Origin of the sequence: Paraburkholderia silvatlantica (assembly GCF_003096715.1) — a bacterium.
GTDB lineage: Bacteria > Pseudomonadota > Gammaproteobacteria > Burkholderiales > Burkholderiaceae > Paraburkholderia > Paraburkholderia silvatlantica.
The window spans coordinates 21351-47019 of record NZ_QEOL01000024.1 but is presented as its reverse complement, the minus strand read 5'-3'; the positions used below and the strand labels follow the sequence as shown (position 1 = coordinate 47019).

The 25669-nt window shown below is 65.6% G+C and carries 22 protein-coding genes; 5 read left to right on the top strand and 17 right to left on the bottom strand.

What is annotated here, in order from left to right; translation table 11 throughout:
- The first annotated feature begins 24 nt into the window (after window positions 1-24).
- A complete protein-coding gene (locus C7411_RS27340) occupies window positions 25-960 on the top strand; it encodes an AraC family transcriptional regulator (protein ID WP_110387139.1) in 936 nt (311 codons plus the stop codon).
- 29 nt (window positions 961-989) lie between these two features.
- Here the strand turns inward: C7411_RS27340 and C7411_RS27335 are convergent, their stop codons facing one another.
- The 7 genes from C7411_RS27335 to C7411_RS27305 all read right to left on the bottom strand — a co-directional run bounded on the left by C7411_RS27335 (window position 990) and on the right by C7411_RS27305 (window position 8521).
- Window positions 990-2423, bottom strand: a complete 1434-nt coding sequence (locus C7411_RS27335) for an efflux transporter outer membrane subunit (protein WP_110387138.1) — start codon at window positions 2421-2423, stop codon at window positions 990-992.
- Window positions 2424-2461: 38 nt separating this feature from the next.
- The gene (locus tag C7411_RS27330) at window positions 2462-4048 is read right to left on the bottom strand and encodes a DHA2 family efflux MFS transporter permease subunit (protein WP_373682665.1); all 1587 of its coding nucleotides are present in this window, start codon (window positions 4046-4048) and stop codon (window positions 2462-2464) included.
- A gap of 13 nt (window positions 4049-4061) precedes the next feature.
- Window positions 4062-5147: an HlyD family secretion protein gene (locus C7411_RS27325; RefSeq protein WP_110387137.1), complete on the bottom strand. Its 1086-nt coding sequence runs from the start codon at window positions 5145-5147 to the stop codon at window positions 4062-4064.
- A 90-nt stretch (window positions 5148-5237) separates the two neighbouring features.
- Window positions 5238-5663: a MarR family winged helix-turn-helix transcriptional regulator gene (locus C7411_RS27320; RefSeq protein WP_110387136.1), complete on the bottom strand. Its 426-nt coding sequence runs from the start codon at window positions 5661-5663 to the stop codon at window positions 5238-5240.
- A 90-nt stretch (window positions 5664-5753) separates the two neighbouring features.
- Window positions 5754-6683: a LysR family transcriptional regulator gene (locus tag C7411_RS27315; RefSeq protein WP_110387135.1), complete on the bottom strand. Its 930-nt coding sequence runs from the start codon at window positions 6681-6683 to the stop codon at window positions 5754-5756.
- A 39-nt stretch (window positions 6684-6722) separates the two neighbouring features.
- A complete protein-coding gene (locus tag C7411_RS27310) occupies window positions 6723-7037 on the bottom strand; it encodes a helix-turn-helix domain-containing protein (RefSeq protein ID WP_110387134.1) in 315 nt (104 codons plus the stop codon).
- An 11-nt stretch (window positions 7038-7048) separates the two neighbouring features.
- Window positions 7049-8521, bottom strand: a complete 1473-nt coding sequence (locus C7411_RS27305; protein ID WP_110387224.1) for an aminotransferase-like domain-containing protein — start codon at window positions 8519-8521, stop codon at window positions 7049-7051.
- A 201-nt stretch (window positions 8522-8722) separates the two neighbouring features.
- Here C7411_RS27305 and C7411_RS27300 point away from each other — a divergent pair, with 201 nt between their 5' ends.
- Window positions 8723-11044: an FdhF/YdeP family oxidoreductase gene (locus C7411_RS27300; RefSeq protein ID WP_110387133.1), complete on the top strand. Its 2322-nt coding sequence runs from the start codon at window positions 8723-8725 to the stop codon at window positions 11042-11044.
- 63 nt (window positions 11045-11107) lie between these two features.
- Here the strand turns inward: C7411_RS27300 and C7411_RS27295 are convergent, their stop codons facing one another.
- The 6 genes from C7411_RS27295 to C7411_RS27270 all read right to left on the bottom strand — a co-directional run bounded on the left by C7411_RS27295 (window position 11108) and on the right by C7411_RS27270 (window position 16936).
- Window positions 11108-11473 carry a response regulator gene (locus tag C7411_RS27295; protein ID WP_028229743.1) on the bottom strand — a complete coding sequence of 122 codons (366 nt, stop codon included), beginning with the start codon at window positions 11471-11473 and terminating at the stop codon, window positions 11108-11110.
- A 39-nt stretch (window positions 11474-11512) separates the two neighbouring features.
- The gene (locus tag C7411_RS27290; RefSeq protein WP_110387132.1) at window positions 11513-12499 is read right to left on the bottom strand and encodes a chemotaxis protein CheX; all 987 of its coding nucleotides are present in this window, start codon (window positions 12497-12499) and stop codon (window positions 11513-11515) included.
- A gap of 16 nt (window positions 12500-12515) precedes the next feature.
- Window positions 12516-13049: a hypothetical protein gene (locus tag C7411_RS27285; protein ID WP_110387131.1), complete on the bottom strand. Its 534-nt coding sequence runs from the start codon at window positions 13047-13049 to the stop codon at window positions 12516-12518.
- Window positions 13046-13792, bottom strand: coding sequence for a methyl-accepting chemotaxis protein (locus tag C7411_RS27280; RefSeq protein WP_373682668.1), 747 nt, complete (start codon window positions 13790-13792; stop codon window positions 13046-13048). The genes C7411_RS27285 and C7411_RS27280 overlap by 4 nt, the downstream gene beginning before the upstream one ends.
- Before the next feature lie 47 nt (window positions 13793-13839).
- Window positions 13840-16209 (bottom strand): HAMP domain-containing protein, encoded by a 2370-nt coding sequence (locus C7411_RS27275; RefSeq protein ID WP_110387129.1) that lies wholly within the window; start codon window positions 16207-16209, stop codon window positions 13840-13842.
- A 202-nt stretch (window positions 16210-16411) separates the two neighbouring features.
- A complete protein-coding gene (locus C7411_RS27270) occupies window positions 16412-16936 on the bottom strand; it encodes a GNAT family N-acetyltransferase (RefSeq protein WP_110387223.1) in 525 nt (174 codons plus the stop codon).
- Window positions 16937-17092: 156 nt separating this feature from the next.
- Here C7411_RS27270 and C7411_RS27265 point away from each other — a divergent pair, with 156 nt between their 5' ends.
- Window positions 17093-17920, top strand: coding sequence for an AraC family transcriptional regulator (locus C7411_RS27265; protein WP_110387128.1), 828 nt, complete (start codon window positions 17093-17095; stop codon window positions 17918-17920).
- A 16-nt stretch (window positions 17921-17936) separates the two neighbouring features.
- On the opposite strand, the gene C7411_RS27260 is transcribed toward C7411_RS27265, so the two are convergent.
- Window positions 17937-18524: a LysE family translocator gene (locus C7411_RS27260; protein ID WP_110387127.1), complete on the bottom strand. Its 588-nt coding sequence runs from the start codon at window positions 18522-18524 to the stop codon at window positions 17937-17939.
- Between the two features lie 160 nt (window positions 18525-18684).
- Between C7411_RS27260 and cobF the strand changes: the two genes are divergently transcribed.
- The gene (cobF, locus tag C7411_RS27255) at window positions 18685-19458 is read left to right on the top strand and encodes a precorrin-6A synthase (deacetylating) (protein ID WP_110387222.1); all 774 of its coding nucleotides are present in this window, start codon (window positions 18685-18687) and stop codon (window positions 19456-19458) included.
- Between the two features lie 59 nt (window positions 19459-19517).
- On the opposite strand, the gene C7411_RS27250 is transcribed toward cobF, so the two are convergent.
- The 3 genes from C7411_RS27250 to C7411_RS27240 form a co-directional block, all read right to left on the bottom strand.
- Window positions 19518-20228 carry a PepSY-associated TM helix domain-containing protein gene (locus C7411_RS27250; RefSeq protein WP_110387126.1) on the bottom strand — a complete coding sequence of 237 codons (711 nt, stop codon included), beginning with the start codon at window positions 20226-20228 and terminating at the stop codon, window positions 19518-19520.
- A complete protein-coding gene (locus tag C7411_RS27245; protein ID WP_110387221.1) occupies window positions 20225-20908 on the bottom strand; it encodes a Fe2+-dependent dioxygenase in 684 nt (227 codons plus the stop codon). The genes C7411_RS27250 and C7411_RS27245 overlap by 4 nt, the downstream gene beginning before the upstream one ends.
- A gap of 141 nt (window positions 20909-21049) precedes the next feature.
- A complete protein-coding gene (locus tag C7411_RS27240; protein WP_110387125.1) occupies window positions 21050-23218 on the bottom strand; it encodes a TonB-dependent receptor in 2169 nt (722 codons plus the stop codon).
- Window positions 23219-23999: 781 nt separating this feature from the next.
- Between C7411_RS27240 and C7411_RS27235 the strand changes: the two genes are divergently transcribed.
- Entirely contained in the window at window positions 24000-25649 is a 1650-nt protein-coding gene (locus tag C7411_RS27235) for a methyl-accepting chemotaxis protein (protein ID WP_110387124.1), read from the top strand.
- The last annotated feature ends 20 nt before the right edge of the window (window positions 25650-25669 follow it).

The following is a 25669-nucleotide window of genomic DNA, read 5'->3' as shown; positions in this document are numbered from 1 at the left end:
GCTCCATCGTCTCACCCACTCACCATGGATCTGCTGAGCCGCCTTCTCGCACTGATGCCCGTTGCCGGCCGCCTCGACGTGCGCTGCCATTTCGGCGCGCCCTGGCGCATCGACGAACCCGGCGCGAAGGAGCGCGAGATCCGCTATCACGTGCTGGTTGCGGGGCGCGCCATCGTCGAGGATGCGCACGGCGCGCCCGTTGCGCTCCATGCGGGGGACATCGTGCTGTTTCCCTCGGGCAGCGCGCACGTGCTGCACGACGGCAGCGGCGCGGCGCCCGCCGCGGTTGCGAGGCGAATGGAGAACGGCGTGAGCATCGAAACCAATGCGGGCGATGGCGCCGCCGCCGACGTCCTGTGCGGCCGCTTCCTGCTGCCCGCCGTACCGCCGCGCCTGCTGCGCGAGAATCTGCCCGCGCGCCTCGTCGTGCATAGCGCACGGGACGGCGCGCAGGCGCCAGAACGGCTCGTGCGCCTGATCGCGCTGTTGCGCGACGAAGCGTATGAGGCGGCGCCGGGCAGCGAGTCGCTCGTGAACCATCTTTCGGGCGCGCTCTTCGGGCTCACGCTGCGCTACGCCAGCGCCGGCGACGCGCCGCCGCGCGGCCTGCTCGCGCTCGCGCAGCGGCCACGCCTGCAACCCGCCATCGACGCCATGTTCGAAGCGCCCGGCAAGCCCTGGACACTGCCCGAGCTCGCCGAGCTTTGCCACATGTCGCGCGCGACATTCGCGCGGCACTTCGACGAGGCCATCGGCCGCTCGGCCGCCGACGTGCTCACCGATATCCGCATGACGCTCGCGGGCCGCATGCTCGCGCAAGGCAACGACAGCGTGGCCGGGATCGGCGAATTCGTGGGCTACCAGTCGGACGCCGCGTTCCAGCGCGGCTTCAAGCGCCACGTGGGCATGACGCCCGCGCAGTGGCGCTCGCTGGCTCGCGAAGCGGCTTCCGGCGCTTGAGCGCAAGATCATGACTTTGTCCGTGCCCACTAGCCGCCGCGCGCCGGCGTTTCCTGCGCGAGCACCACGTCGCCGCTCTGGCTCCAGCCGCCGCCCAGCGACCGGTAGAGCGCCACCGCCGCGAGCGCGCGCTCGCGCTGCGCGTCGTTGAGCAGGTCCTGATCGGCGAGCAACGTTTGCTGCGCGCTCAGCACGTCGAGAAAGTCCGCGGCGCCGCCCTTGTAGAGCTGGTTGGCCAGCTTGAGCGATTGCGCCGACGACGCCAGCGCGTCGTTCAACTGCTGCGTTTGGCTCGCCGTGCTCACGAGATCGCTGCGGCTATCCTCCACTTCGCGCAAAGCCTGCAGCATCGTCTCCTGCAGATTCAATTGCGACTCGCGCATGCGGCTCTCGCTCTGGTCGATGTCGGCCGTGATGCGCCCCGCGTTGAAGATCGGACTCGTCGCGCCGAGCGCCGCGCTAAAGAGGTTGTCCGTGAGCGTGGGCATGCCGAGGTAGGACGCCGCGAGAATGCCATCCGTGAGATTGAGCGTGAACTTCGGATAACGCTCGGCGCGCGCCACGCCCACTTCCGCCGCGCGCTGCTGCACGGTGGCGTAGGCGGCCTGCACGTCGGGGCGGCGCAGCAGCGCCTCGGAAGGCAGCATCTGCGGCACGCTCGCGGGCGCGCCGGGAATGGGCGCCGTTTGCGCGAGCGCGAGCTGCGCCACCGACTCCGGCGTGCGCCCCGTGTACACCGCGATCAGGTTCAACTGGTGATCGATGCTGGCCTGCGCACGCGGAATACGCGCTTGCAGTTCGCTTAGCTGCGTTTGCGCGCGCGCCACGTCCAGTTGCGTGGACAGGCCGTATTTCAGGCGGTCTTGCGTGAGCAGCAAGGTACGTTTGCGAATCGCCAGGTTATCCTGAAGGATCTTCAACTCTGCCTGCGCATAGCGCAGATCGACGTACGCCGAGGCCGTATTCGCCGCGAGCGCGAGACGCACCGCATCGAGCGCATGCTTCTGGCCCACGAGGTTCGCTTGCGCCGCGAGCAGGTCGAGCCGCTCGCCGCCGAACACGTCGGGCGACCAGCTCAACGCGAGGCCCGCGCCGGCCTGCTTCACATAGCCGAGCGGAGGCGGCGTGTTCTGCCGCGTATAGGCGCCTTGCGCGGTGAAGTCGAGTTGCGGCAGCAGCGCCGCGCGCTTTTGCGTCGTGATCGACTGCGCCTGCTTCACGCGTTCGGCGGCGGCCTGCAAGTCGAGGTTGCCTTCGAGCACTGTTGCGAGCAGCGTGTCCAGTGTCGGGTCGCCGAATTGCGCCCACCAGGCGCGCGCTTCGATGGCGTCCTGCGGCGCGTCGATACGCCAAGCCGCCGGCGCCGTTTCGTGCACCGTGGCGGGCAGATCGGGGTGCTGCGCGGGCTGCACCGCGCATGCGGCGAGCACGGCGGCGCAAAGCAGCGAGAGTGCGAGACGCATGGGCGTCGATGAGCGTTCAGGGGTTGTCATAAGTCACCTCAATGGGCGTCGGGCGGCGGGCCGCCCAGCGAAATCGGCTTTGAGAACGCCACGCTCGCAATGGCGACCAGGAAACATAGCGAGAGCACGAAGAACGTATCGGAGAACGTCATCACGAGCGCTTCGCGCAGAACCAGTGCATGCAGTTGCGCGAGCCCCGCTTCGGCGGCATCGAGTGCATTGCCCGCCACGGACGACCAGTACGCAGTGCGCCCCGCCAGCAGCCATTGCACTTGCGGCGCGCCGCCGGTCACGCTCTCGTTCAGGCGCAGATAGTGGAAGTTGAGCCGGTCGTTGAGCATCGTCGCGCTTACGGCAATGCCGATCGCGCCGCCCAGATTGCGCATGAGGTTGAAGAGACCGCTCGCGGACCTGAGCCGCGAAGGCGGCAGCGAGCCGAGCGACATCGTGACGATGGGCGGAACGGCGAACTGCTGGCCAATGCCGCGCAGCGCCTGCGGCACGAGAAATTGCTGCCAGCCCCAGTCGTGCGTGAGCGGCACATACAGGTAGCAGCCCAACCCGAAGCAGACCAGCCCGAACAGCATCAGCGCCCGCATGCTGAAATAACGCGTGGCGAAGGCATAGGCACCCAGCGCGAGCAACTGGAACACACCCACCGAAAGCAGCGACAAGCCGATTTGCAGCGAACTATAGCCGCGCACTTCCGCGAGAAAGAGCGGCGTGAGATAAACGGCCACGAAAATGCCGATGCCCGTGACAAACGAAAGCAGGCTGCCAATGCCGAAGTTGCGCACGAGCAGCGCGCGCAGATCGACGATCGGGTCCTTCGCCGTGAGCGCGTGAACGATGAAGAGAAAGCCGCAGATCGCCGAGATCCAGGTACAGGCGACGATCACGTCGTCGCCGAACCAGTTCTTGCGCGGGCCTTCTTCGAGCACGTATTCGAGGCAGCCGAGAAAGCCGCACATGAGCGCGATGCCGGGATAGTCGCCGCGTTTGAGAAGCGAAAGATCGGGTTTGTCGATGTTCACGTATTTGGGCACCAGCGCGGCCACCGCAATACCCGGCACGAGGTTCAGATAGAAGAGCCAATGCCACGACCATTGATCGGTGATCCAGCCGCCGATCACGGGCCCGAGCGTGGGCGCGAGCGAGGCGAGCGCGCCGATCGTCGTGGAGGCAACGAGGCGCTGCTTGCCGGGAAAGAGCACGAAAGCCGTGGTGAACACGGTGGGGATCATCGCCGCGCCGAGCGCGCCTTGCAGGCCGCGGAACACGATCATCGAATTGATGTCCCAGGCGAGGCCGCACAGCATGCTCGTGACGGTGAAGCCCACCGCGGAGGCCACGAAGAGCCAGCGCGTGGAAAACACCTTCGAGAGCCAGCCCGACATGGGAATCACCATGATCTCGGCAATCAGGTAGGCCGTTTGCACCCATGAAAGCTCGTCCTGGCTCGCGGAAAGACCGCCGCCGATGTCGCGCAGCGACGAAGCGACGATCTGGATGTCGAGCGTGGCCATGAAGAAGCCGATGCACATGAGCGCAAAGGCGAAGGCGCGTTGCGCCATCGGTTGAAGATGCGGAGCGAGCGTCGGGTCGGCGCTTGTCGTGGCGTCCATCGTCGTAGCCCCTTCAATGCGCTTGCGTGAGATGCACTTTCACGGTTGCCGAAAGACCGGGCCGCAGCGCGGCTTGCAGGTCCGCCGGCGCATTCGCGTCGATGCGGATGCGCACCGGCACGCGCTGCACGATCTTCGTGAAGTTGCCCGTGGCGTTCTCGGGCGGCAGCACGCTGAAGGTCGCCCCCGTGGCGGGCGCGAGGCTCTCCACGGTGCCGTGCAGCGTGCCGCTGGCCGCGTCGAGCGTCACGTCGGCGCGATCGCCGGCGTGCATCTTCTTCAGTTGGTCTTCCTTGAAGTTCGCGTCCACCCACAGGCCGGTGGCAGGCACCACGGTAAGCAGCGGCGCGCCCACGTTTGCAAGCGTGCCCACGCGCGCCGTGCGATTGCCGATGTAGCCGTCCACGGGCGCGGTCAACGTCGTGTATTCGACGTTCAGTTGCGCGAGGCGCTGGCTGGCCTCGGCCGTTGCGACACGCGCCTGCGCATCGTTGATCTGCGCGGCCAGCACGTCGAGCTGGCGTTGCGCGGCCAGCACCGCCGCTGCGCTTTGCGCAACCGACGCCTGCGCCTTCGCGTAGTCGGAATCCGCACGCTCGACCAGTTGGTTCGAGACCGCGTCGTCCTTCACCAGCTCGCGGTAGCGCGTCTGGTCCTGGCCGCTGCGCGTCAGTTCCGCATTCGAGGCGCGCACTTCGGCCTGATGCTGGTTGATCACCGCTTCCTGCAACGTGCGCCTCGCCTGCAATTCGTCGACCGCAGCGCGCGCGCTCGCAAGCTCCGCGTTGGCCTGGGCGAGCTTCGCATCGTAGTCGCGCGAGTCGAGACGCAACAGTACCTGGCCCGCGTGCACGCGTTGGTTGTCCTGCACGGGAATATCGGCGACGAAGCCGCTCACGCGCGGCGCCATCACGGTGACGTTGCCGCCCACGTAGGCGTCGTCGGTGGTCTCGACGAAGCGCAGCACGAAGAACCAGTAGCCGGCGGCAGCCGCCAGCACGAGAGCGACCGCGCCTAGCGCGAGACGCATGCGCGAGATGCGCGTACGCTCTGGCGCCTGGGTCGGCTCGACCGCGACGGGAGTGGAAGGACTCGACATGACGTTTACCTGTGCATATACACTACTGAAAATGAAAAAACGCCGCCATGGGAAGAAGCGCGACGCAACCCACAAACCCAGCCGAAAACACTAAACCGCCCGGGTGATGCGAAACAACTCGCGCCGCAGCCATGCGGCGCGTCGTGCGCCAAAGCGGCGCTCGAATTCGTCCTGCGCCGCGCGCCAATGTTCATGCGCCGCATCGAGCCGCGTACGGCCCACCTGGGTGAGCGTGAGGCGGCGGCGACGTTCGCCGCAGTCCGGCGCATCGGCCACGAGCGCACCGCGCAACAACGGCCGCAAGGCGCGCACGAGCGTGGTACGCTCCATCACCATCGAGCGCCCGAGTTCCGCCATCGTGAGGCTCGACGTGCGGCCCAGCGCACCGAGAATGCTGAACTGCGTGGACGTGAGCCCCGCCGCGCTCAGGTGCCGCTCGTAGAGCTGCGACAGATGCCGCGCGGCCTGGCGTACGGCAAAGCAATCGTCGTGCTCGGGTGACTGGTAGATGTGCATATGCACAGAGTAGTCTCCAGTCAGGCCCCGAACAAGGCTTGCGCGCGGCATCACATTATGGCCGCGGCGACAATAATCGCGGCCAATCTTTCAGTTAGCCTTCGCTTCGGAAGGCGCCTCGTGCTTCACATCGTCGAAAAACGCCGTGGCGTGATCGATGAACGCGCGCACCTTCGCCGGCAGCAGCGTGCGTGTGGTGTAGGCGAGGCGAATCTCGATTTGCATGTCGACGAGCGGGAACTCGTCGAGCACCGTCACGAGCTTGCCCGCCTCGAGTTCCTCGCTCACCAGGGCGGTGGGGAGAATGCCGATACCGAAGCCTTCCAGCACCATCTCGCGATTGAACTCGGGGTTGTTCGAGGCGATTTCGTGGTGCAGCGGCACGACGACTTCCTCGTCGCCGACGCGAAACGCGATCGCGGGCTTGCGCATGGAAGGCGGCATCAGTACGAACAGGTGGTCGACGAGGTCCGCGGGATGCTTCGGCGTGCCATGCGCTTCGAAATACGCGGGCGTCGTGACGAGCGCGAGCGGAATGCGCTCGAGCAGGCGCGTGACGGTCGATTCGTTGTTGAGCATGAACGGCAGCACGAGGCCGAGGTCGTAGCCGTCCGCGATCAGATCGACGGGGCGCTCGGTGAGGATCACGTCGAGCGTCACCTTGGGATGTGCGCGCTTGAAGCTGGCAATGAGCGGCACGAGCCGGTTGACGGTGGCCGTGGTATGCGCGACGAGGCGCAGCACGCCGCTGGCTTCGCGCGTTTGCACCGTGGCGTCGGCCTCCAGCGCGTCGAGATCGTCGAGCACGCGGCAGCAGCCTTCGTAGAAGCGCTCGGCCGCCTCGGTGAGCGACACCGCACGCGTGCTGCGATGAAAGAGCCGGCTGCCAAGGCGTTTTTCGAGGCGCGCGATGGCGCGCGAGACGACGGGCGTGGTGAGGCTGTGCATGTCCGCGGCGCGCGTGAAGCTGCGCGCCTCGACGACGGAGCGGAAGATCCGCAGGCTGTCGATGTAATCCATGGTCGTGAGGGGGATGGCGTTGGCGTAGCTTAAAGCCTTTCAGCCGCCCTCGCCGAACACCTCCGCACAAAACACCCGCCCTTCATCCGACAGACTCGCCGTGCCGGTCCCATCTTCGGCCTGCGTCGTCACCACGAGTCCACTGTCCACGAGCGCCGTCAATTGTCTGCGCAATCCGCTCATCGGCACGCCGGCCTGCTTCGAGAGTTTCGCGAGCGACCATGCGCGCCCCTGGCGCTCAGGATGCTCGTGCTTCTCGCACTCCGCGCGCCACAACTGCTCGAGCACCGCAATCAGCACCGGGTCGACACCCTGCTGGTGCGCGTCGTCTTCGCGTTCTTTGTCTGCGTCCATCGTCTGTCTCCTCATGCCATCTTCGCGGCCATTTCGCCCAGCGTCTTCAGCGCGGCTTCGGTCTGCGCGTTCCACGGGTAGCTGTAGTTCAGCCGGATGTAGTGGTGATACTCGTTGCGCATCGAGAACATGTAGCCGGGCCCGATGGTAATGCCCTGTGCGAGCGCCGCCTGATAGAGCCGCATCGAATCGACGCGCGGCGGCAGTTCTACCCACAGCACGTAGCCGCCTTGCGGCTCCGAGGTGCGCGTGCCCGCCGGAAAAAAGCGCTCGACCATCGCCCGCATGAGCCGCGCCTGTTGCCGGTAGAAGCGCCGCACGCGGCGCAGGTGCCGGTCGTAGCCATCGTGGCGCAAGTAGTCGGCGAGCGCCACCTGGGGAATCGAGGGTGTCGTGAGCGTATTGAGGAACTTGAGCTTTTCGACCTGCGCGCGGTAACGCCCCGGCAGCGCCCAGCCAATGCGGTACGAGGCGGAGAGGCTCTTCGAAAACGAAGCGCAATGCAGCACGAGAGCGCGGGTATCGAACTGTTTGAGCGTGGAAGGCCGCGTCTGCCCGAAGTACAGCTCCTGATAGACGTCGTTCTCGATCACGGGCAAGTCGTGCGCCTCGGCGAGCGCCACGAGCCGCGCCTTGTTCGCGTCGGGCATGCGAAAGCCCAGCGGATTCTGGAAGTTCGGCATCACCATGCAAGCCGCGATCTTCTGGCGCGCCAGTACGCGCTCCAGCGCGTCGAGGTCGATGCCGGTGTGAGGGTGCGTGCTCACTTCGATCGCGCGCATGCCCAGACGCTCGATGGCGTGCAGCATCGCGTAGTACGTCGGCGATTCGACGGCGACCGTGTCGCCCGGCCTGGCCACGGCTTGCAGGCTCAGGTTGATCGCCTCGGTCGCGCCCACGGTGATGACGATTTCCTCCGGATCGACGCTCACGCCGTTTTCGGCGTAGCGCCGCGCGATCTGGCGGATCAGTTCGGGATTGCCGGGCGGCAGGTCGTCGATGAGGTTCCAGCTCGCATGGCGGCGCGCAATGGCATTGGCGTACTGGTTGATGCGCCGCCAGGGGAACAGCGCCGGGTCCGGGTACGGCGAACCGAGCGGCACCGCGTCCTGCGCGCCGATGCTGCGCAGCGTGGAAAGCACGAGCCGGCTCACGTCCACGTTGGCAGGCACGGGCTGCCTGGGCGCGCCGGCGCGGCGCGCCTTGCCCGGTGAAACGGGTTCCTTGCCCTGTGAGCTTTGTGTGCCCACCTGGCCGCGCCCTTGCGGCGCAGCCAGGCGCGCGCGCACGAAATACCCGGATTGCGGCCGTGACTCGATCACGCTGCGGCTTTCCAGCACCGCGTAGGCGCGCAGCACTGTCTTGATGCTCACGCCGTGCTGCCGGCTCGCGCGCCGCACCGAGAGAATGCGCTCGCCAGGGCCGAACACGCCGCGGCGCACGGCGGCTTCGATATCGTCGGCGAGTTGCTCGTAGCGGGTCACGTTCGGGTTGCGTTCGGGTTGCATTCAAGCGGCGAAAGGGTGAGGCCGCGCGCGCGGGGCCGATCCCGGCAAGTCTATGACAAAACGCCGCAACTGTATCCCTTGCCTTTTGGTTTTTCTGTGATCTCCGGGGGGCACAGGAACACAGTAGCCTTGGGTCGTCGGGCAGAGCGCCCTGGAAAACGAAAAGCCAACCGCATCATGAAGAAGCCGCAAGGTCGCATCGAGCCGTATCACCACCCCGCCGCCGGCTGGGGCGCGCTCAAGCAGGTTGCCATCAACCTGATCAAGGAGAAGGTGACGGGCGGCAATTACCGCACCCTGCTCAAGCAGAACCAGCCCGACGGCTTCGACTGCCCCGGCTGCGCATGGCCCGACCGCGAGCACGCTTCCACGTTCGAATTCTGCGAGAACGGCGTGAAGGCCGTGGCGGCGGAGGCGACCAGCAAGCGCGTGACGCCCCGGTTCTTTCAGGAGCACACGGTTAGCGAACTGATGGCGCAGTCGGACTACGAGCTGGAGCAGCACGGCCGCCTGACCGATCCGCTCGTCTACGACGCGTTGCAGGACCGCTATGTGCCGATCGAGTGGAACGACGCGTTCAAGCTGATCGCGAAGCACCTCAATGCGCTCGACGACCCGAACCGCGCCGCGTTCTACACCTCGGGCCGTGCCAGCAACGAGGCCGCATTCCTCTACCAGCTCTTCGTGCGCATGTACGGCACGAACAACTTCCCCGACTGCTCGAACATGTGCCACGAGGCCACGAGCCGCGGCCTGCCGGGCACGGTGGGCATCGGCAAGGGCACCGTCACGCTCGACGACTTCGAACACGCCGACACGCTGCTCATCTTCGGCCAGAACCCGGCGACGAACCATCCGCGCATGCTCGGCGAGTTGCGCGAATGCGCAAAGCGCGGCGCGACCATCGTCTCGATCAATCCGTTGAAAGAACGCGGGCTGGAGCGCTTCGCGAGCCCGCAGCACACGCTCGACATGCTCTCGCCCAAGGGCGTGCAGATTAGCTCCGTGTTCATCCGCCCGCGCGTGGGCGGCGACTTCGCGCTCATCAAGGGCGTGGCCAAGCGCGTGATCGAACTTGACGACGAGGCGCTCGCGCAAGGCACGCAACGCGTGCTCGACGCCGATTTCATCGCCGAACACTGCGTTGGCTTCGACGCCTTCGCCGCCGACCTGCGCGCCGAGTCGTGGGACACCCTCGTCGCCGAAGCAGGCGTGCCGATGGAAGAGGTGCTCAAGCTCGCCGACATCTACGTGAAGGGCAAGGCCGTCATCTCGACGTGGGGCATGGGCCTCACGCAGCACAAGAATTCGGTGGCGACGATCCAGTTGCTGTCGAATCTCATGATGATGCGCGGCAATATCGGCCGCCGCGGCGCGGGCCTGTGCCCCGTGCGCGGCCATTCGAACGTGCAGGGCGACCGCACGGTGGGCATCGAGGAAAAGCCCACCCAGGCGTTTCTCGACCGTCTCGGCAAGGCCTACGATTTCGAGCCGCCGCGCGAGCACGGCTATGACGTCGTGGAGACGATCCACGCGATGCTCGAAGGCCGCGTGAAGGTGTTCATCGGTCTTGGCGGCAACTTCTCGATCGCCACGCCCGACACGCCGCGCACGTGGGAAGCCATGCGCGCGTGCGCGCTCACGGTGCACGTCACGACGAAGCTCAACCGCAGCCATCTGGTTCACGGCCATGACGCGCTCATTCTGCCCACGCTCGGGCGAACCGAAATCGACTTGCAGAACGGCGTGCCGCAAGGGGTAAGCGTCGAGGACTCGATGAGCATGGTGCACATCTCCTACGGCATGAACCGGCCCGCTTCGACGAACCTGCTTTCGGAAATCGCCATCGTCGCGCGCATGGCGCACGCCACGCTCGGCAGCGACAAGGTGGACTGGCTCGATCTCGCTGCCGACTACGCGAAGATCCGCGACGGCATCGAACAAGTATTCGACGGCTTCGAGAACTACAACGAGCGCCTGAAGCACCCGGGCGGCTTCCACCTGGGGGTGGCCTCGCGCGACCGTGTGTGGAAAACGCCCAGCAACAAGGCGCAATTCGTCGTGCACCCCATCGCGCTCGATACGCCGATTCACCGCGCGCGGGCCGAACACGGTCCGCGCCTCATGACGCTCATGACGACGCGCTCGCACGATCAGTACAACACCACGATCTACGGTCTCGACGATCGTTACCGCGGCGTATACGGCCTGCGCCGCGTCCTGTTCGCGAACCGCGAAGACATGACGATGCTCGGCTTCGAGCCGGGCCAGCACGTGGACATCACGAGCGTGTGGGACGACGGCGTGGAGCGCCACGTCGAGGATTTCATGCTGGTGGAATACGACATTCCGCGCGGCTGCCTCGGCGCGTACTATCCCGAGACCAATCCGCTCGTACCGCTTTCGTCCGTCGCGGATGGCGCGGGCACGCCGACTTCGAAGTCGATTCCGGTGCTGCTGACTCCGGCGAAGACTAACGATCACGCCAGCGCGGCGTGATGGCGTGATGTCTGGTCTGCAGGCCCCGGCAACGGCGCCGGGGCCTTTTTGCACGTGCCGCGCTTAGCTCGCGAGCTTGCGGAACGTCTCCAGCACGGCTTCGCCCTTGAACGGCTTCACGATCCAGCCGCGCACGCCGGCCGCCTTGCCGCGCTCCTTCATGGCCGGGCTGCTTTCCGTGGTCAGCATCACCACGTTCACGGCCGTATTCGCGAGTTCGCTGCGGATCTTCTCGACCATCGTGAGGCCGTCCATGTTCGGCATGTTCACGTCGCTCACCACGAGCTTCACGCCGGGGTTCGAGCGCAGCTTCGCGAGGCCGTCCTTGCCGTCCACCGCCGTGTCCACGTCCAGACCGTTCTTGCGCAGAAAGCCGGCCACTTCGTCGCGCACCGTGCTCGAATCGTCCACCACCAGAATCTTTGCCATGTTGTCCCTCTCTGTTGCGCGCGCAGCGCGCGCATTTGATCAAAATAGTTCGAGTTCGCCGCTCGCCTGCTCTTGAACGGCTGCAGCCGCGGCCTGCGCGGCCGTCTCGTCGAATCCTTCGCGCGACCAGCCGAGGCTGAACACGAACCGCTGGTCGATCACCACTTCGCGGCCCGTATTCGGGCATGTGAGCCGGTACTTGATGCATAGCTGCGGGTTGTCCGAGCCAAACGACAAGTAGCGTCGCCGATGATTGATGAGCAGCGGCACCTGCACCGGCGCGCGGCCCCCACCCGCCTCGTCGGCAGCGTGCGCGTTACCCAGATAGCGATTACGGAACGCACCCCACACGAGATTGGTGAGTTCGGCCAGCACGCCGTTCACATCGCGGAAGTCGCTCGCTTCGTCGCGGCCCGCGCGCGGCGGCAGCAGCTCGATGAGCGGCGCCTCCTCGGTCTGCATGAGAAGCCAGCCGCGGCACCATGCGGTCTCGATCGGAATGAGCGTCAACACCTCGCCGAAGATGATGCGGTCGCGCACGATACCTGGCGTGTCCCAGTTCACCTCGAGTTCGGGGAAGAGGCCGCGCAGGCGCCCGAGCGTCATGTCGGTGATGCCGTCCACGAGCGGGTCCGGATAGTCGTGCGAGAACACGTGCGCTTCGAGCGCCGCGATCAGCGTGGCAGGATCGCTTTCGTGCCAGCTGGCGCGCGGCAGGCGGCGCAACGGCTCGGGCAACGCATCGCCGTGCCCGTTTGCTGCGCGCCGCAGCACGACGGGCAGTTCGGGGCGCTCCGCTTCGAGCGCGACAGCCACCGCCGACGCGGCTTCGAGCGAGCCGCCAAAGTCCTCGCCCAGAAGCACGCCGCCGAGGTCGTAATGCGTTTTCAGCGCCGCCGAGAGCGCGTCGCGCCGCACCGGCACGCACACGCAATCGTGTGCGGCTGCGGTTTGCACTATCGCCCCGGCGCGCGCCGTATCGCTTTCCAGCAGCAACAGCTTGCTGACTGGCTTGTTCGCGTTCATGTTCCTGTCCCTGCCTTCAAAACAATTCGAGTTCGCCCGCGCTGTCGTGCACTTCGACTGCGGCGGGACCCGCCACGAAATCGAGCGGCGCCTGCGTGCAGATGCACAGCGTGGCGCCGAGCCGGACGTCGTGATCGATCGTGAGCGCATACGACTGCACGTAATCCGGCTTCAGTTCGCGCAGATACGGCAGGCACCCGCTGCTGAGCGCATAGGGCGTGGACATCCCGAGGTCGGGGAAATGCTCGACCAGTTGCTGGTTCATGGCCCCGCAGCACAGATTGCCGAACTCCATGAAGCACTCGGCGAGCGGGCGTGAGGCGTCGCCCACGTAATAGCGCTGCGTGCGTTCGTCGTCTTCGAAGTGCAGGAGCAGGAGCAGGCGGAACTGCATCGACGAAATCGTCAGGACGACCAGATGCTCGCCCTGGGGAGCCTCGCCCACCCGAGGCTCGATATCGCAGCGGTGCTGCGCGTCGGTCACGAGACGCATGCGCGCGGCCGCGAAGAAAATCCGCTCGATGCTGTCCTTCGCGTGCGTGCCGATCATGCGTGCGCCCCGGCGCGCGCCGCTTCAAGCTGGTGATGCAGCTGCTGCGACGACGCTTCCACGCTCGCGAGCGTCGCCGCGATCATCTTGCCGCCCGCCTGAATGTCCTGGAACGTCGCGGCCGTGATGAGGTCGTTACGGTTCAGGCTGTCGCGATAGCTCTTCGACAGTTCCTGCGAGCGCGTGGCGAGCGAGCGCACTTCGCCCGCCACAATCGAGAAGCCGCGGCCGGCCGCGCCGGCGCGTGCCGCTTCGATCGAAGCGTTGAGCGAAACGATCAGCACGTGACTGACGATCGACGACAGCTCCTGGTTCTTCTTGTGCATGTCGTTGTTCTGCGCCATCAGCGAAATCATCTGCTCGTGCCAGCGCTCGAACGTCGACGACATGAGCTTCAGGCGCGCAGCCTCGGCGGCGATCCGCGCCGCATGCTGCATGGCGTCGTCGCGCTGCGCGCGCTCGCCGGCGAGCGCCGCTTCGAGTGCATCCGCCACGGACCTGCGCTGCGCGAGTTCCGCCCGCAGCGACTCGGTCTGCGCAACCAGCGCCTCGCGTTCGCGCGCGGCGCTTTCCTGCTGCGCCGCGTGGTGCGCTTGAGCCTGTGCAAGCGCGGCTGCGTGCGCGGCGTCCTGCGCGCGCGCGGCCTCACGAGCCTGCGTTTTCGCACGCCTGCCCCACACGGCAGCCAGGCCGGCCGCCAGGACGACGAGCGCCGCGCCTTCGATCAAATACGGTAAGACCACTTCCACCCCCGCCATGCGTCAAGACCTGTTCACGCTAATAACAGGCCCTAGCCCGCCAGCGCTTCCTCTTGCGTTGCCTGCGTTGCGTCCGCCATCTTTACGGCCCACTGCTGCGGCAAACGCACGACGGTCTGGAAATGCCGGTAATCGGCGCCCGCACGGTCATCGGTGAAACGCAGTTCGATTGCGCCGCCCTCGCGTTCGAGGAAATCGCGCACCGCGTCCATACCCACGCCGCGGCCCGAGACTTCAGTCACGCTCGCCGCCGTCGAAAAGCCGGGACGGAAAATGAACGCCGCGATCGCGTCGTCGCTCACCGCTTCATCCGCCTGCAGCCAGCCGCGCTCCACGGCAATGCCGCGAATGCGCGCGAGCGCGAGGCCGCGGCCGTCGTCGGCGAGCGTCAGTTGCAGCGCACCGTCGTGCACATTCACGTCGATGTCGATATGACCCGACTCGTCCTTACCGATCGCGCGGCGCTGCGCCGGCATTTCAATGCCGTGGTCGAGCGAGTTGCGCAGCAGGTGCATGAACACGTTCTTCACCGTGCCGGCAGCCTCGCCGCGCAGGCGATAACCGTTGTCCGCGATCCGCACCACCGGTTCGGTCTTGCCGAGTTCCTCGGCGAGCGAGGGCAGCGAGCCGGTCACGCCCGCGAGCACATCGGCCACGCGCTCGGTGCCGATGGCGCGCAGCGTAGCGCGCAGTTCGGCGCGCATCGCGCGCAGCGCGGGCAGGTCGTTGTCGTCGGTGCGATCGACGATGCGCAGCGTCTCTTCGATCGCTTCGCGCGTGACCGTGAGGCTCGCCGCGCCGTTCTGCGCGCCAGCCGCACGCGGGCCGCGCCCGAGGCTCACTTCGTTGATGCTCGAATAGTGCTCGAGCGCCGTCTTCACGCGCTCCAGATCGGCAATGAGCGCCTGCTGGTCCCACGTGTGGCTCGTGTCCTCACGGCGCAATGCGTCGTAGCGCTGCTCGACTTCGTGCACCACGCCCGTGAGATGCTGCAGGCTATACGTGCGCGCATTGCCCTTGATCGTGTGCATATTGCGGAACAGCGCTGCAATCGCGCTCGTGTCCGCGCAGTCGTGCTGACGAATGATGTGCTCGTTCTCGTGAATGAAACCCGTCGAGCTTTCGACGAAATGCTGGAACTTCTCTTCGCTCACCGCGAGAATTTCGCCGATCATTTCGAGGCGGCGTTTCTGCTCGCCGGCCTCGGCCGCGAGCTCGCGCAGTTCCGTCACGTCGCGCACGCACAGCATGAGACGCACGACCACGTCGTTTTCGTCGGTGATGGCCGACCAGCTCAGGTCGAGCACCTTCGCGCGGCCATCGGGCAGCGTGCGCGTGATCTCGTTCACGAGCAGATGTTGATTGAAGGCGAAATTCACGTCGTCTTCGCCCAGGCACGCGTGCACGGCGGCGTCGATTTGCGCAAGGGTGTCGGCGTCGAGATCCGTATGCGAGAACACGAGGTCCATGAGCGAACGGCCCGCAATCTCGTTCGTTTCGAAGATCGCCTCCAGATACGCCGAATATTCGTTGTGGATCGTCGCGCCTTCCACCACCGTGAGAATGCCCTGCTGCATGTTCTGCAACATCGCCTGAATGTCGGCGGTCTTGCGCTTGAGCTGCGCGGAGCTGTGCTGGATCTTTTCGATCATGCCGTTGAAGGCGACGATCGAATGACCGATTTCGTCCATCCGGCCCACGGGCACGCGGCGCGTGAAGTCCTGGCTCGAAGCAATCTCGCTCATCATGGCCTGCATGCGCGAAAGCGGGCGCGTGATCTGGCGATACAGCAGCGCGCCGATCAGCGTGAGCAGCAGAATCGCGCCGCCCGTCACGCCGGCAATCGCGCTCGTCGTGGTGTCGAGCGCGCCGTTGAGCGTGCGGATCGCGTCGTCTTTCTGGCGGTTCTTTTCCACGCGCATCGTCGTGACGATGCCTTCGAGTTCGTCGCGGTACTGCGCGACGTTCGCGAAGAGATAGGCCTGCGCGAGTTCGTTCTTGCCGCTCGCCTTCATTTTCGCGGTGTCGTCGATCGCGGAGAAGTAGTTCGCGAGACTTTCCTGCGCCTGCGAAACCAGGCCTTCCTGCGCGTGGCTGGCTGCCGCCTTGCGCTGCACGTCGAGCGCGGCGCGCAACGCGGCTTCCTTGTCCTTGAGTTCGTTTTGCGCGAGCGACGCGACCGTGGCGTCAGGTGCGTAGACGAGCGTCATGGTGGCGAGCTGCACGTCTTTCACGAGCGACACGAGGTCGGATGAAGCGAGGGCGCTCGGCACGACGCCCTGGGTAACCTCGCGGACGTCGGTGGCGCTGCGGCGGGCCTGCCAGGCCGCGTAGCCGCCGATGGCGGACAGCGCGACGAACATCAGGACGATCAGCAGCGTGATGCGGTGACGAATGGTCATGTCGAAATCCCCGGGCCTTCGTCGCGCCGGCCGCGCTATGGTTGCGCGGCTCGGGACACGTCGGCCAATTTATTCGCGGTGGATTATCGACGTTCAGGTATGACGAAATGATGACCATGCATAATTCGCCCGAGCGCACTGTGCGTTGCACCACACTTGACGTTCGCGCGGCGTTGCGCATTGTGCGGCAACGGCGTGGAGCTCAGTCGGGCACGGCCGGGTCGTCGAGAAAGCGCACCATGAGTTCGTCGTCGGCATACTCGCCGTCGATGCACAGGCCGCGGGGCTCGACCCCGTAGCGCACGAAGCCGCACGAACGGTAGAGCGCCTGGGCGCGGGGATTCAGCGCGCTCACCACCAGTTGCACCTGGAGCAAGCCGAGCGTGCGGGCGTGCGCGATGACGCCCTCCATCAGTTGCCTGGCAATGCCGGCGCCGCGCCATGCAGGATCGACAAAGACGCCCCAAACGAGCCCCTTGTGGGCAAGCTTGCGCCTGGGTTCGCGCATGAGGCCGGTAATGCCGACGAGCGTGTCGCCCACGAATGCGCCGAACACGACCTGGTTTTCGGTAGCCCGCACGCGGGCCCGGCTTTCTTCGGGCGTGCGTTTCGATTCCTCTTCATAGGTCGGGACGATGCCGGCGGGATAATTTTCGGTCGCGTACAAACGCATGGCGTGAAACGCCTCGGCGTCCTGCTCGGTCAACGGGCGAATCGTTGTATTCATTGGCTTCGTTTCGTTCATGTGCAGTGCCTGGCAATGGAAAAGGGAATGACCCGCGCGATCCGGACAAGCCTATCACGTCCCCCCTGCTTGCTCGCGTTGCGCTAATATGGACCGCCTGCGCCGCTTGTTGCGCGCAGCATGACTCCGAGGTCCCCCATGCCGCTAGCCACGACGTCCGACGCACAACCCTGCTTCTGGCGCGACGCCGACCTGCCGTTCATCGAGGTGCGCGCAATCGCCGACGGGCGCAAGGTCCGCTACGGCCGTCACGCACACAGCACGTTCTCGATCGGCGCGGTCACGGGCGGGTGCAGCACCTACCTGAACGGAAGCACGCTCTCGCATATCGGCGCGGGCGCGGTGGTGGTCATCAACCCGGAAACCGTGCATGCATGCAACCCGGCCGCGGACGAGCCCTGGGCCTACCGCATGTTCTATCTCGACACGGCATGGCTCGCGAATCTGCAACACGAGCTGGGCTTCGGAGCGCACGAAGGCTTTCGCCCGTTCGAGCAGACCTTGAGCTGGGAGCGCGACTTGTTCGACGGGCTCAACGCACTTTACGCGTTGCTCGTCGATACGAATGAGTCGGCGTTGCGCAAGGAATGCGCCGTCGTGGCCTATTTCTCCCGGCTCCAGCAGTCCCTCAATCCCGCGCCGGTCAGCGCGCGCGAACCGAACGAGCGCCTCGCGCGGGCGGCGGAATTCATCGACGGCAACTACACGCGCACGCTCAAGCTCGAAGAGATCTGCGCCGCCGCCGATCTGTCGCCCTCGTATCTGATACGCGCGTTTCGCGAGCAATACGGCATGACGCCGCACGCGTATGTCGTGAACCGCCGTATCGAATTCAGCCGCGCTCAACTGCGCCGCGGGCACGCCATTGCAGACGTTGCGGCGCAAGCGGGTTTCGCCGATCAGGCGCATCTGCAGCGCGCGTTCCGCCAGTTCGTTGCCGCGACGCCTGGCCAATATCGCGGCTAACGTAGCCGCCGTGCGCTCAGCCGAGCACCAGCCAGACCGCACTGCCCGCCAGCAGCAGCGCCATCGCGCGGTTCACGAAACGCACGCGCGACGGTTCGCGCAAGGCCTGGCGCAGCGACGCGCCCGCCCACGCCCAGCACCCGATCGACACGTAGCACACCGCGAAATAGATCGCGGCGAACTGCCAGACGAGCGCATTTTCTCCCGAAGCCGCATATAAACCCATGCCCGCTACCGACGCGAGCCACGCCTTGGGATTGAGCCATTGCATCGTGGCACCCGCCATCAGCGAGGGACCGCGCGCCGCGTTCGGCGAGTCGATGCGGCCATCGTCGGTGGCGAGCCGGTAAGCCACGTACAGCAGGAAGGCCACGCCCGCCCATTCGAGCGCGCGCGTGAGAAACGGCAAGCGCGCCAGCAGTTCCCGCATGCCGAGACCGATCAGCAGCAGAAGCAACGTGAAGCCCACGGTCGCGCCGGCGACGTGGCGCAGGCTCGCGCGCAGCCCGTAGCGCACGCCCGCGCCCAGCGCGACGATATTGACGGGACCAGGGGTAATGGAAGTGGCCAGCGCGAAGGCGGCCATCGACAAAGCAGTGTTCACGGTTTTCCTCGCTACGCTCATGGGCGATCAGTCAGCGTCGAGGGTAGACGCGCGCACCGCCGCCGTATTGAAGAAAATTGCCCTGCCCGCGAGCGCGGCACAGCGCCGAACTCGCGCTATCATTGCGCCGCACCGACGACTCCCATTCCGGAACGGCAACGTGAAAAAGATCCTCATCATCGGCATCGGCGCGGGCGATCCGAAATATCTGACCGTGCAGGCAATCGAAGCGCTCAACGCGGCCGACGTGTTCTTCGTGATGGACAAGGGCGCGGCCAAGGACAAGCTCGTCGCGCTGCGCAAGGAAATCTGCGCGCGCTTCATCGCGGACCACGACTATCGCATCGTGGAGGCCACGAGCCCCGAGCGGCGCCGCGACGAAGGTCTCGACTACAAGGCCGCCGTGGACGAGCTCAACCGCGACAAGCAGCGCGTATTCGAGCGCCTGATCGAAGAGGAATTGACCGACGGCCAATGCGGCGCGTTTCTCGTCTGGGGCGACCCGTCGCTCTACGACAGCACGATCCGCATTCTCGATACGATCCTGGCCGATGGCCGGCTCGCGTTCGACTTCGAGGTGATTCCCGGCATTAGCAGCGTGCAGGCGCTCGCGGCGAAGCACCGCGTGCCGCTGAACTTCATCGGCAAGCCGGTGAGCATCACGACGGGGAGGCGGCTCGCGGAGGGCGGCTTTCCGCAAGACGTGGAAAGCGCGGTGGTCATGCTCGACGCGCAGAACGCGTACGCGCAGCTCGCGGGCGAAGCACTCGATATCTACTGGGGCGCCTATGTCGGCACCCCTGACGAGATCCTGATGTCGGGCCGGCTGGAAGACGTGAAAGACGAGATCGTCCGTGTTCGCGCACAGGCGCGCGAAGCGAACGGATGGATCATGGACACCTATTTGCTGCGCAAGCGTGGCGTGAAAGACTGAAAGCAGAACGGGCGCGAACAGCGGGGTTCGCGCCCGTTGCCTGGATGACGTATCGAAGCTTACGCCAGGCCGACGCCCACCGCGACGATAATCGAGCCGAACAGCAGCACGGCGCCCACTGTCTTGCGCTTGTTCAGCTCCGTCCACAGCAGCACGCCCGTGAGCGAAAGCAGAATGAGCGCCCCGGCGAAGCTGTCGATGAACAGCACCCAGCCGATGCTCATACCCGTACCCTTGTGCAGATTGGCGATCGTCGAGACAAGCGAGTTGTCGTTACGCTTGAGCGTGAGCTTGTCGTTGCCCATCCAGTACTCGACCATCACGCTCTCGCCGGGCGACGTGAACATTATCTGCCAGTGCTCGGGCTGCACGACCTGGCGATCGCCCCACGCCACGTTATGCTCGGGCTCCTTCTGCACGCGGCCCATGCGCGCGGGCAGCTTCAAATCCGGTTGCGAGCGCAACCATTTCGCCATTTCCCGCGGCGTTTCGGGCGCGGGGTCGGGCACGGCAATCTGCACCGTCGAGACTTGCGGCGCGCCCGGCGAAATGCGCAGCGGCTCGGCGCGATGGTTGAGCACGAATCCCGTTGCGCCAAACAGCAGGCCGAGCGCCGCGCCCCACAGGCCCACCCAGCCGTGGACCTTGCGTAGCCACTTGATGAAGGTTGCGCGGCGCGAGCGCTTTGCGCGCTCGTCGCGCTGTTCGGCGTCGAGACGCGTGCGCGGCGTTGCCGGCGCGTCGATCTCGGCAGCATCGGGAAAGCTCATGTTTCACTCCAGAGTCGCAACAGATTGTGGTAGCAGCCCACGAGGCTGCGCCGCGCCTGGGCATCGGCGTCGCTTGCGTTCAGGCGCTGGATGGCCGTGTCCATGTCGAAGAGCAGCGCGCGCTTCGTGTCGTCGCGCACGAGGCTTTGCACCCAGAAAAAGCTCGCCACGCGCGCGCCGCGCGTGACCGGCCTGACCTGGTGCAGGCTCGTGGCCGGATAGACGATCATGTCGCCCGCCGGCAGCTTGACCTCCTGCACGCCGTAGGTGTCTTCGACCACGAGTTCGCCGCCATCGTATTCGTCTGGCGACGAGAGAAAGAGCGTGCAGGAAACGTCGGTGCGCAGCTTCACGCCGTTGGGCAGCACACGCACTGCGCCATCCACGTGACTGCCGAACGTCATACCGCCTTCATAGCGATTGAAGAGCGGCGGGTACACCTGGTTGGGCAGCGCCGCGCTGATGAAAAGCGGATTGCGCTCGATGGCCGCGAGCACGATGTCGCCGAGTTCGCGTGCGATGGGCGTATGCTCGGCGACCTGCACATTGCGCTTCACGGGCGCACCGGACCAGCCGGCCGTTGCGCGGCCGTCCACCCAGGCATCGCCTGCATGGTCGAGCCGCGCGCGCAGCGTGCGCACCTGCTCGGGCGTCAATACGTTGGGGACGTGAACCAGCATCATCAATTCCTTCGTTATGCTGCGCAAGCGGCAGAGCGCCGCAATCATGCGCATGCGCGCCGTTGCGCAAAGAGCCCGCATTATGTGGGCTTCGCGCGATGGCACGCAAAAAATGCCCGGCGCACGCATGACACCCGGTTGTCAGAACCGGTAATCGACCGTCGCGAGGAACGTGCGGCCGATACCCGGCACCGACCGCCCGCCGTCCGACGGGATGAGGGCGTCGTAGTAGAACTTGTTGGTCAGATTCAGCAGATTGAGCCGCACGTCCCACTTCTTCTCGTGGTACGCGGCCGTTGCGTCCCAACGGGTGTAGCCACCGGTTTCCACGTAGTTCGTGTTCGCTGCGTAACGCGCCGACATATAGGTCGGCCCGCCGCCGATTTCCCAATGAGGCGTCAGTGCATACGTGGTCCACAGCGTGAAGGTATTGCGCGGCGTATTCGCCGGCGTATTGCCCTGGGTGCCGTCGAGCGCCTTGAGGATCACACCGTCCATGTAGGTGTAGCCGGCGAACACCTGCCACTTGTCGGTAATGTGGCCCGTCGCGCCCGCCTGGAAGCCGCGCACGCGAATATCGCCTTCGAGTGTGTACTCGCCCGTCGAAGTTTGCGTGCGCGCGTTGTCCATCTCTTGCTGGAAGAATGCCGACGTCACCGAAAGATTGCCGCCCAGCAGGTCCCACTTCGCGCCGACTTCATACGACTTCGTATGTTCCGGCGAGAGATTTTGCGTGTTGTTCGTGACCGTGAGCGCTTCGAGCGACGGATTGAACGACGTGCCGTAGGAGAAGTAATACGACTGCCAGTCGGTCGGCTGATAAATCGCCCCCGCGCGCACGCTCGTGAACGTGTTGGTCTGATCCGCGTATGCCGGCGCGCTGATCGTGTTGGCGATATGCGCCTGGAAGCGATCCCAACGCACGCCGCCAATGAGCTTCCAGTGCTCGCCAATCGACATGGTTTCGTTGAAGTACGCAGCGAGCGTGGTCGCGCCCGACTCCGCGTGATTGCCCACCGTGGTCGTGACGTTCGAAGGTGTCGAAATATAGACCGGGTTGAGCAGCGAGAGAATCGGCAGGTTGTTGCGCGTGGAGGCCTGATTCGTGTAGCTGTCGTGGCCCACCTCGATGCCCGCGAGCATCTCGTGCCTCAGGAGGCCCGTGGTGAACTTGTATTGCGCCATCGTATCGTTGTAGATCGAGTGGTTCTCGATCACGCGATCGTGGCTCGCCAGCTTGATGTAAAGATCCTGGAGCGGCAGGTTCGTGAAGTTGCCGTTCTTGAGCGCCGTACTCGAGGAAAGCGGGCCCGTCAGCACTGCGCCGGGCGCGGTCTCGCGCGCGTCCGTGAGCGAGTGCGAAAACTGCGTCTGGTTGGTGATCTTGAACTGGTCGTTGAAACGGTGATCCACGCGCGCCTGAACCGTCTGTACGTCCTGGATCGTGCGGTCGTCGGTCAAACCGTAGAACGTGCGCTTCGAAGGCGCGAACGGTCGGCCGTTGATCGCCTGCACGCCGTAGTCCGGCATGTCGTAGTTGTGCTGGATCAGCGCCGAGATCGTGACCTCGGTCGGCGTGCCGATGCCGAAGCGCAACTCGGGCGCGAAACCGTAGTCCTTGTTTTTCATCACGTCGCGCGTCGAGCCCATCGACTGGCCGAACGCATTCAGACGAAATGCAGCGTGATCGCCGAGCGGACGGTTCACGTCGAGCGTCGCGCGATAGCGATCGTCGGTTCCGATGGTGGTCGACACTTCGGTGAGCGGCTTGAGGTTCGCCTGCTTCGTGACCTGGTTGATGACGCCGCCCGTGGAGCCGCGGCCGAACAGCATCGACGAGGGGCCGTAGAGCACCTCGATCGATTCGAGGTCGAAGGTGTCGCGGTAGTACTGGTTGCGGTCGCGAAAGCCGTCGAGGTAAATGTCGTTTTGCGCCGTGAAGCCGCGCAGGTTGATGTTGTTGCCGATCTGGCCGCCTTCCGCACCGCCGATGGTGATGCCGGGCGCGTTGCGCAATGCATCCTGGAACGATGTGGCGCCCTGCGACTGCATCACGGCCTTGTTGATCACCGTGACCGACTGCGGAATGTCGCGCAGCGCGGTGGGCGTTTTCGCGCCGACGGTCGAGCGCTCCGCCTGGAAGTCCTGCGCTTCGCTCTGGCCGGATACGGAGATCGTGGGCAGCGTGGCGGCGTTCGCGGCGCTTGCCGCCGTGGCGGCGGCAGGCTCGCTCTGGGCGAGTGCAGACGAAGCGAAAGGCACGGCAAAGGTCAGCGCGAGCGCACTCGCGAGCGGCGTCCGGTTCAACATGAGGTCCCTGTACATGGCGGATGACCCAACCGTGCGACTCGCGGAGAACTGGCGCGGACGACGCGGGTCGATTGGCTGGCTGGGCCGCCCCGAAAGGACCGAGGGAAACGACGCTAGGCTGGCTGGTCTAGTTGTTTGGCCGCGGAAATATCCGCGGTAATGAGAATCGATATCATTACACACGTCTCATTTTCTTTCAATTGATATTGGCGTTTTAGCGACACCGGCCGCGATATCGAGGTAACGCGCAATTGCTGCGCGAGTGCGCCCAATCGCTTCGAGGCCGGATTGGTTGGCAACACGAACCGTTGCGCGCGCCATGACTTGTCCACACATTGTGTTGGCAGCCCTGTGCGTAACCCTTGGAAGACCGTATCAAGTCCTTGATGCGTTTCGGTTAACCCAGGGCGATCCCAATCGCGGCAACGCAGTCTCGCAGCGCGTCGAAACGTACGCACCTTTTCCACAGATTTTGTTGGCAGCCCTGTGCACAACTTCTGGACAGCGAACCTAAGTCCCTGATCGCAAACACCAATGCGCCACGCGACAGAGAAGTTGCACGTTTTGGAGGCACTGGACTTGTCCACAGAAAACGGGGAAAAGTCTGTGCATACACCCCCCAACATCCGCGCCAATCCATTGATCGCACAACGGATTTTCTCGCTGCGCGCAGATCGCCTCACGCGCTCCGGGAATGCACATATCCCTAAAGTTTGTAAGGGAAATGCCGTTATGCCTTGCTGTGTTGTTGGGTCTCAAGCGGCCCCATCGAAGGAATCTCATGCGCAACAATCAACCCGTCACGCAACAGGAATTCGACTATCCCGCTTCGCAGATGCTCGTCTCGGCCACCGACCTCAAGGGCCGCATTCAATACTGCAATCCTGCGTTCGTCGCGGTGTCCGGCTTTGCGAAAGAAGAACTGATCGGCAAGGCACATAACATCATTCGCCATCCCGACATGCCGGCCGAAGCATTCGCCGACTTGTGGGAGACCGTTCGCGAAGGCCGTCCCTGGACCGCGATCGTCAAGAACCGCCGCAAGTCCGGCGACCACTACTGGGTACGCGCGAACGTAACGCCCGTCTCCGAGCAAGGCACGGTGGTCGGCTATCTGAGCGTGCGCGTGAAGCCCACGCGCGAGGAAATCCGTACGGCCGAAGCCTTCTACGCGCAAATGCGCGAGGGCCGTCTGCAAGGCGTGCGGCTGCGTCACGGCTCGGTGGTGCGCACGGGCCTCGCGGGCGCGCTGCAGGCGGTCCTGCGCGTGCCGATCGCCACGCGTATCGCGTTCGGCTATGGCGCCGTGCCCGCCGTGTTCGCCGCGGCCGGCTTCGCCGCCTGGCAGGGCCTGCCGCCGCTGCCGTTCTGGGGCGCGTTCGGCGCCGCCTGCGTGTGTGCGCTCGGCGCCTGGCGTCTCACCACACGCCACCTCGGCGCGCCGCTCGCGCAGATGACCACGGCCTCCACGCGCATGGCCGCGGGCGACCTCACGGCCACGCTTGCGGTCGCCGCGAACGACGATCTCGGCGACGTGCTCCAGGCGCTCAACCAGTTGCAGGCCAATCTCACGGCAATCGTGTTCGACGTGCGCTCGCAGATCGACGGCATGCTCGACGCCGCGCACGAAATCTCGAGCGGCAATCTCGATCTCGCGCGCCGCACCGAGATGCAAGCCGCGTCGCTCGAAGAAACCGCGGCCACGATGGATCAGCTCACGGCCACCGTGCAGGCCAACGCCGAAGCCAGCGCCCGCGCGCTCGATCTCGCGCGCGACGCGCAGTCCGCCGCCGCCGAGGGCGGTTCGATCGCCGCGCAGATGGAGCGCACGATGACGGGCATCACCGACGCGTCGCGCCGCATCAGCGACATCACCGGCGTGATCGACGGCATCGCGTTCCAGACCAATATCCTCGCGCTCAACGCCGCCGTCGAAGCCGCGCGCGCGGGCGAGGCCGGCCGCTCGTTCGCCGTGGTGGCGGGCGAGGTGCGCATGCTCGCGCAGCGCTGCGCGGCGTCGGCCAGGGAGATCAAGCAGGTCGTGGACGCCAGCGTCAACGAGATCGCCGAGGGCACGCGCCTCGTCGGCAACACGACTGCGCAGATGCGCTCGATCGACGAAGCCGTGACCCGCGTCTCGTCGATCATCACCGAGGTCGCGAACGCAAGCGGCGAGCAGGCCGAAGGCATCCGCCAGGTCAATCAGGCCGTCGCGCATCTGGACAGCGCCACGCAGCAGAACGCCGCGCTCGTCGAGCAGGCCGCCGCCACGGCGCAGCGGCTGGCCGAGCAGGCCGACGTGCTCGACGAGGCCGTGCGCCTGTTTACCGTGGCCGGCGCCGAGGCGGCCAAGCGCTCGAAGCTCGCTCGCATCCCGGCGCGCCGCCAGAGTGTCGATCTTGCCGAAGCGGCCGAGGACGTCGCGGCATAACGACCGGCGCTCACGCCTCG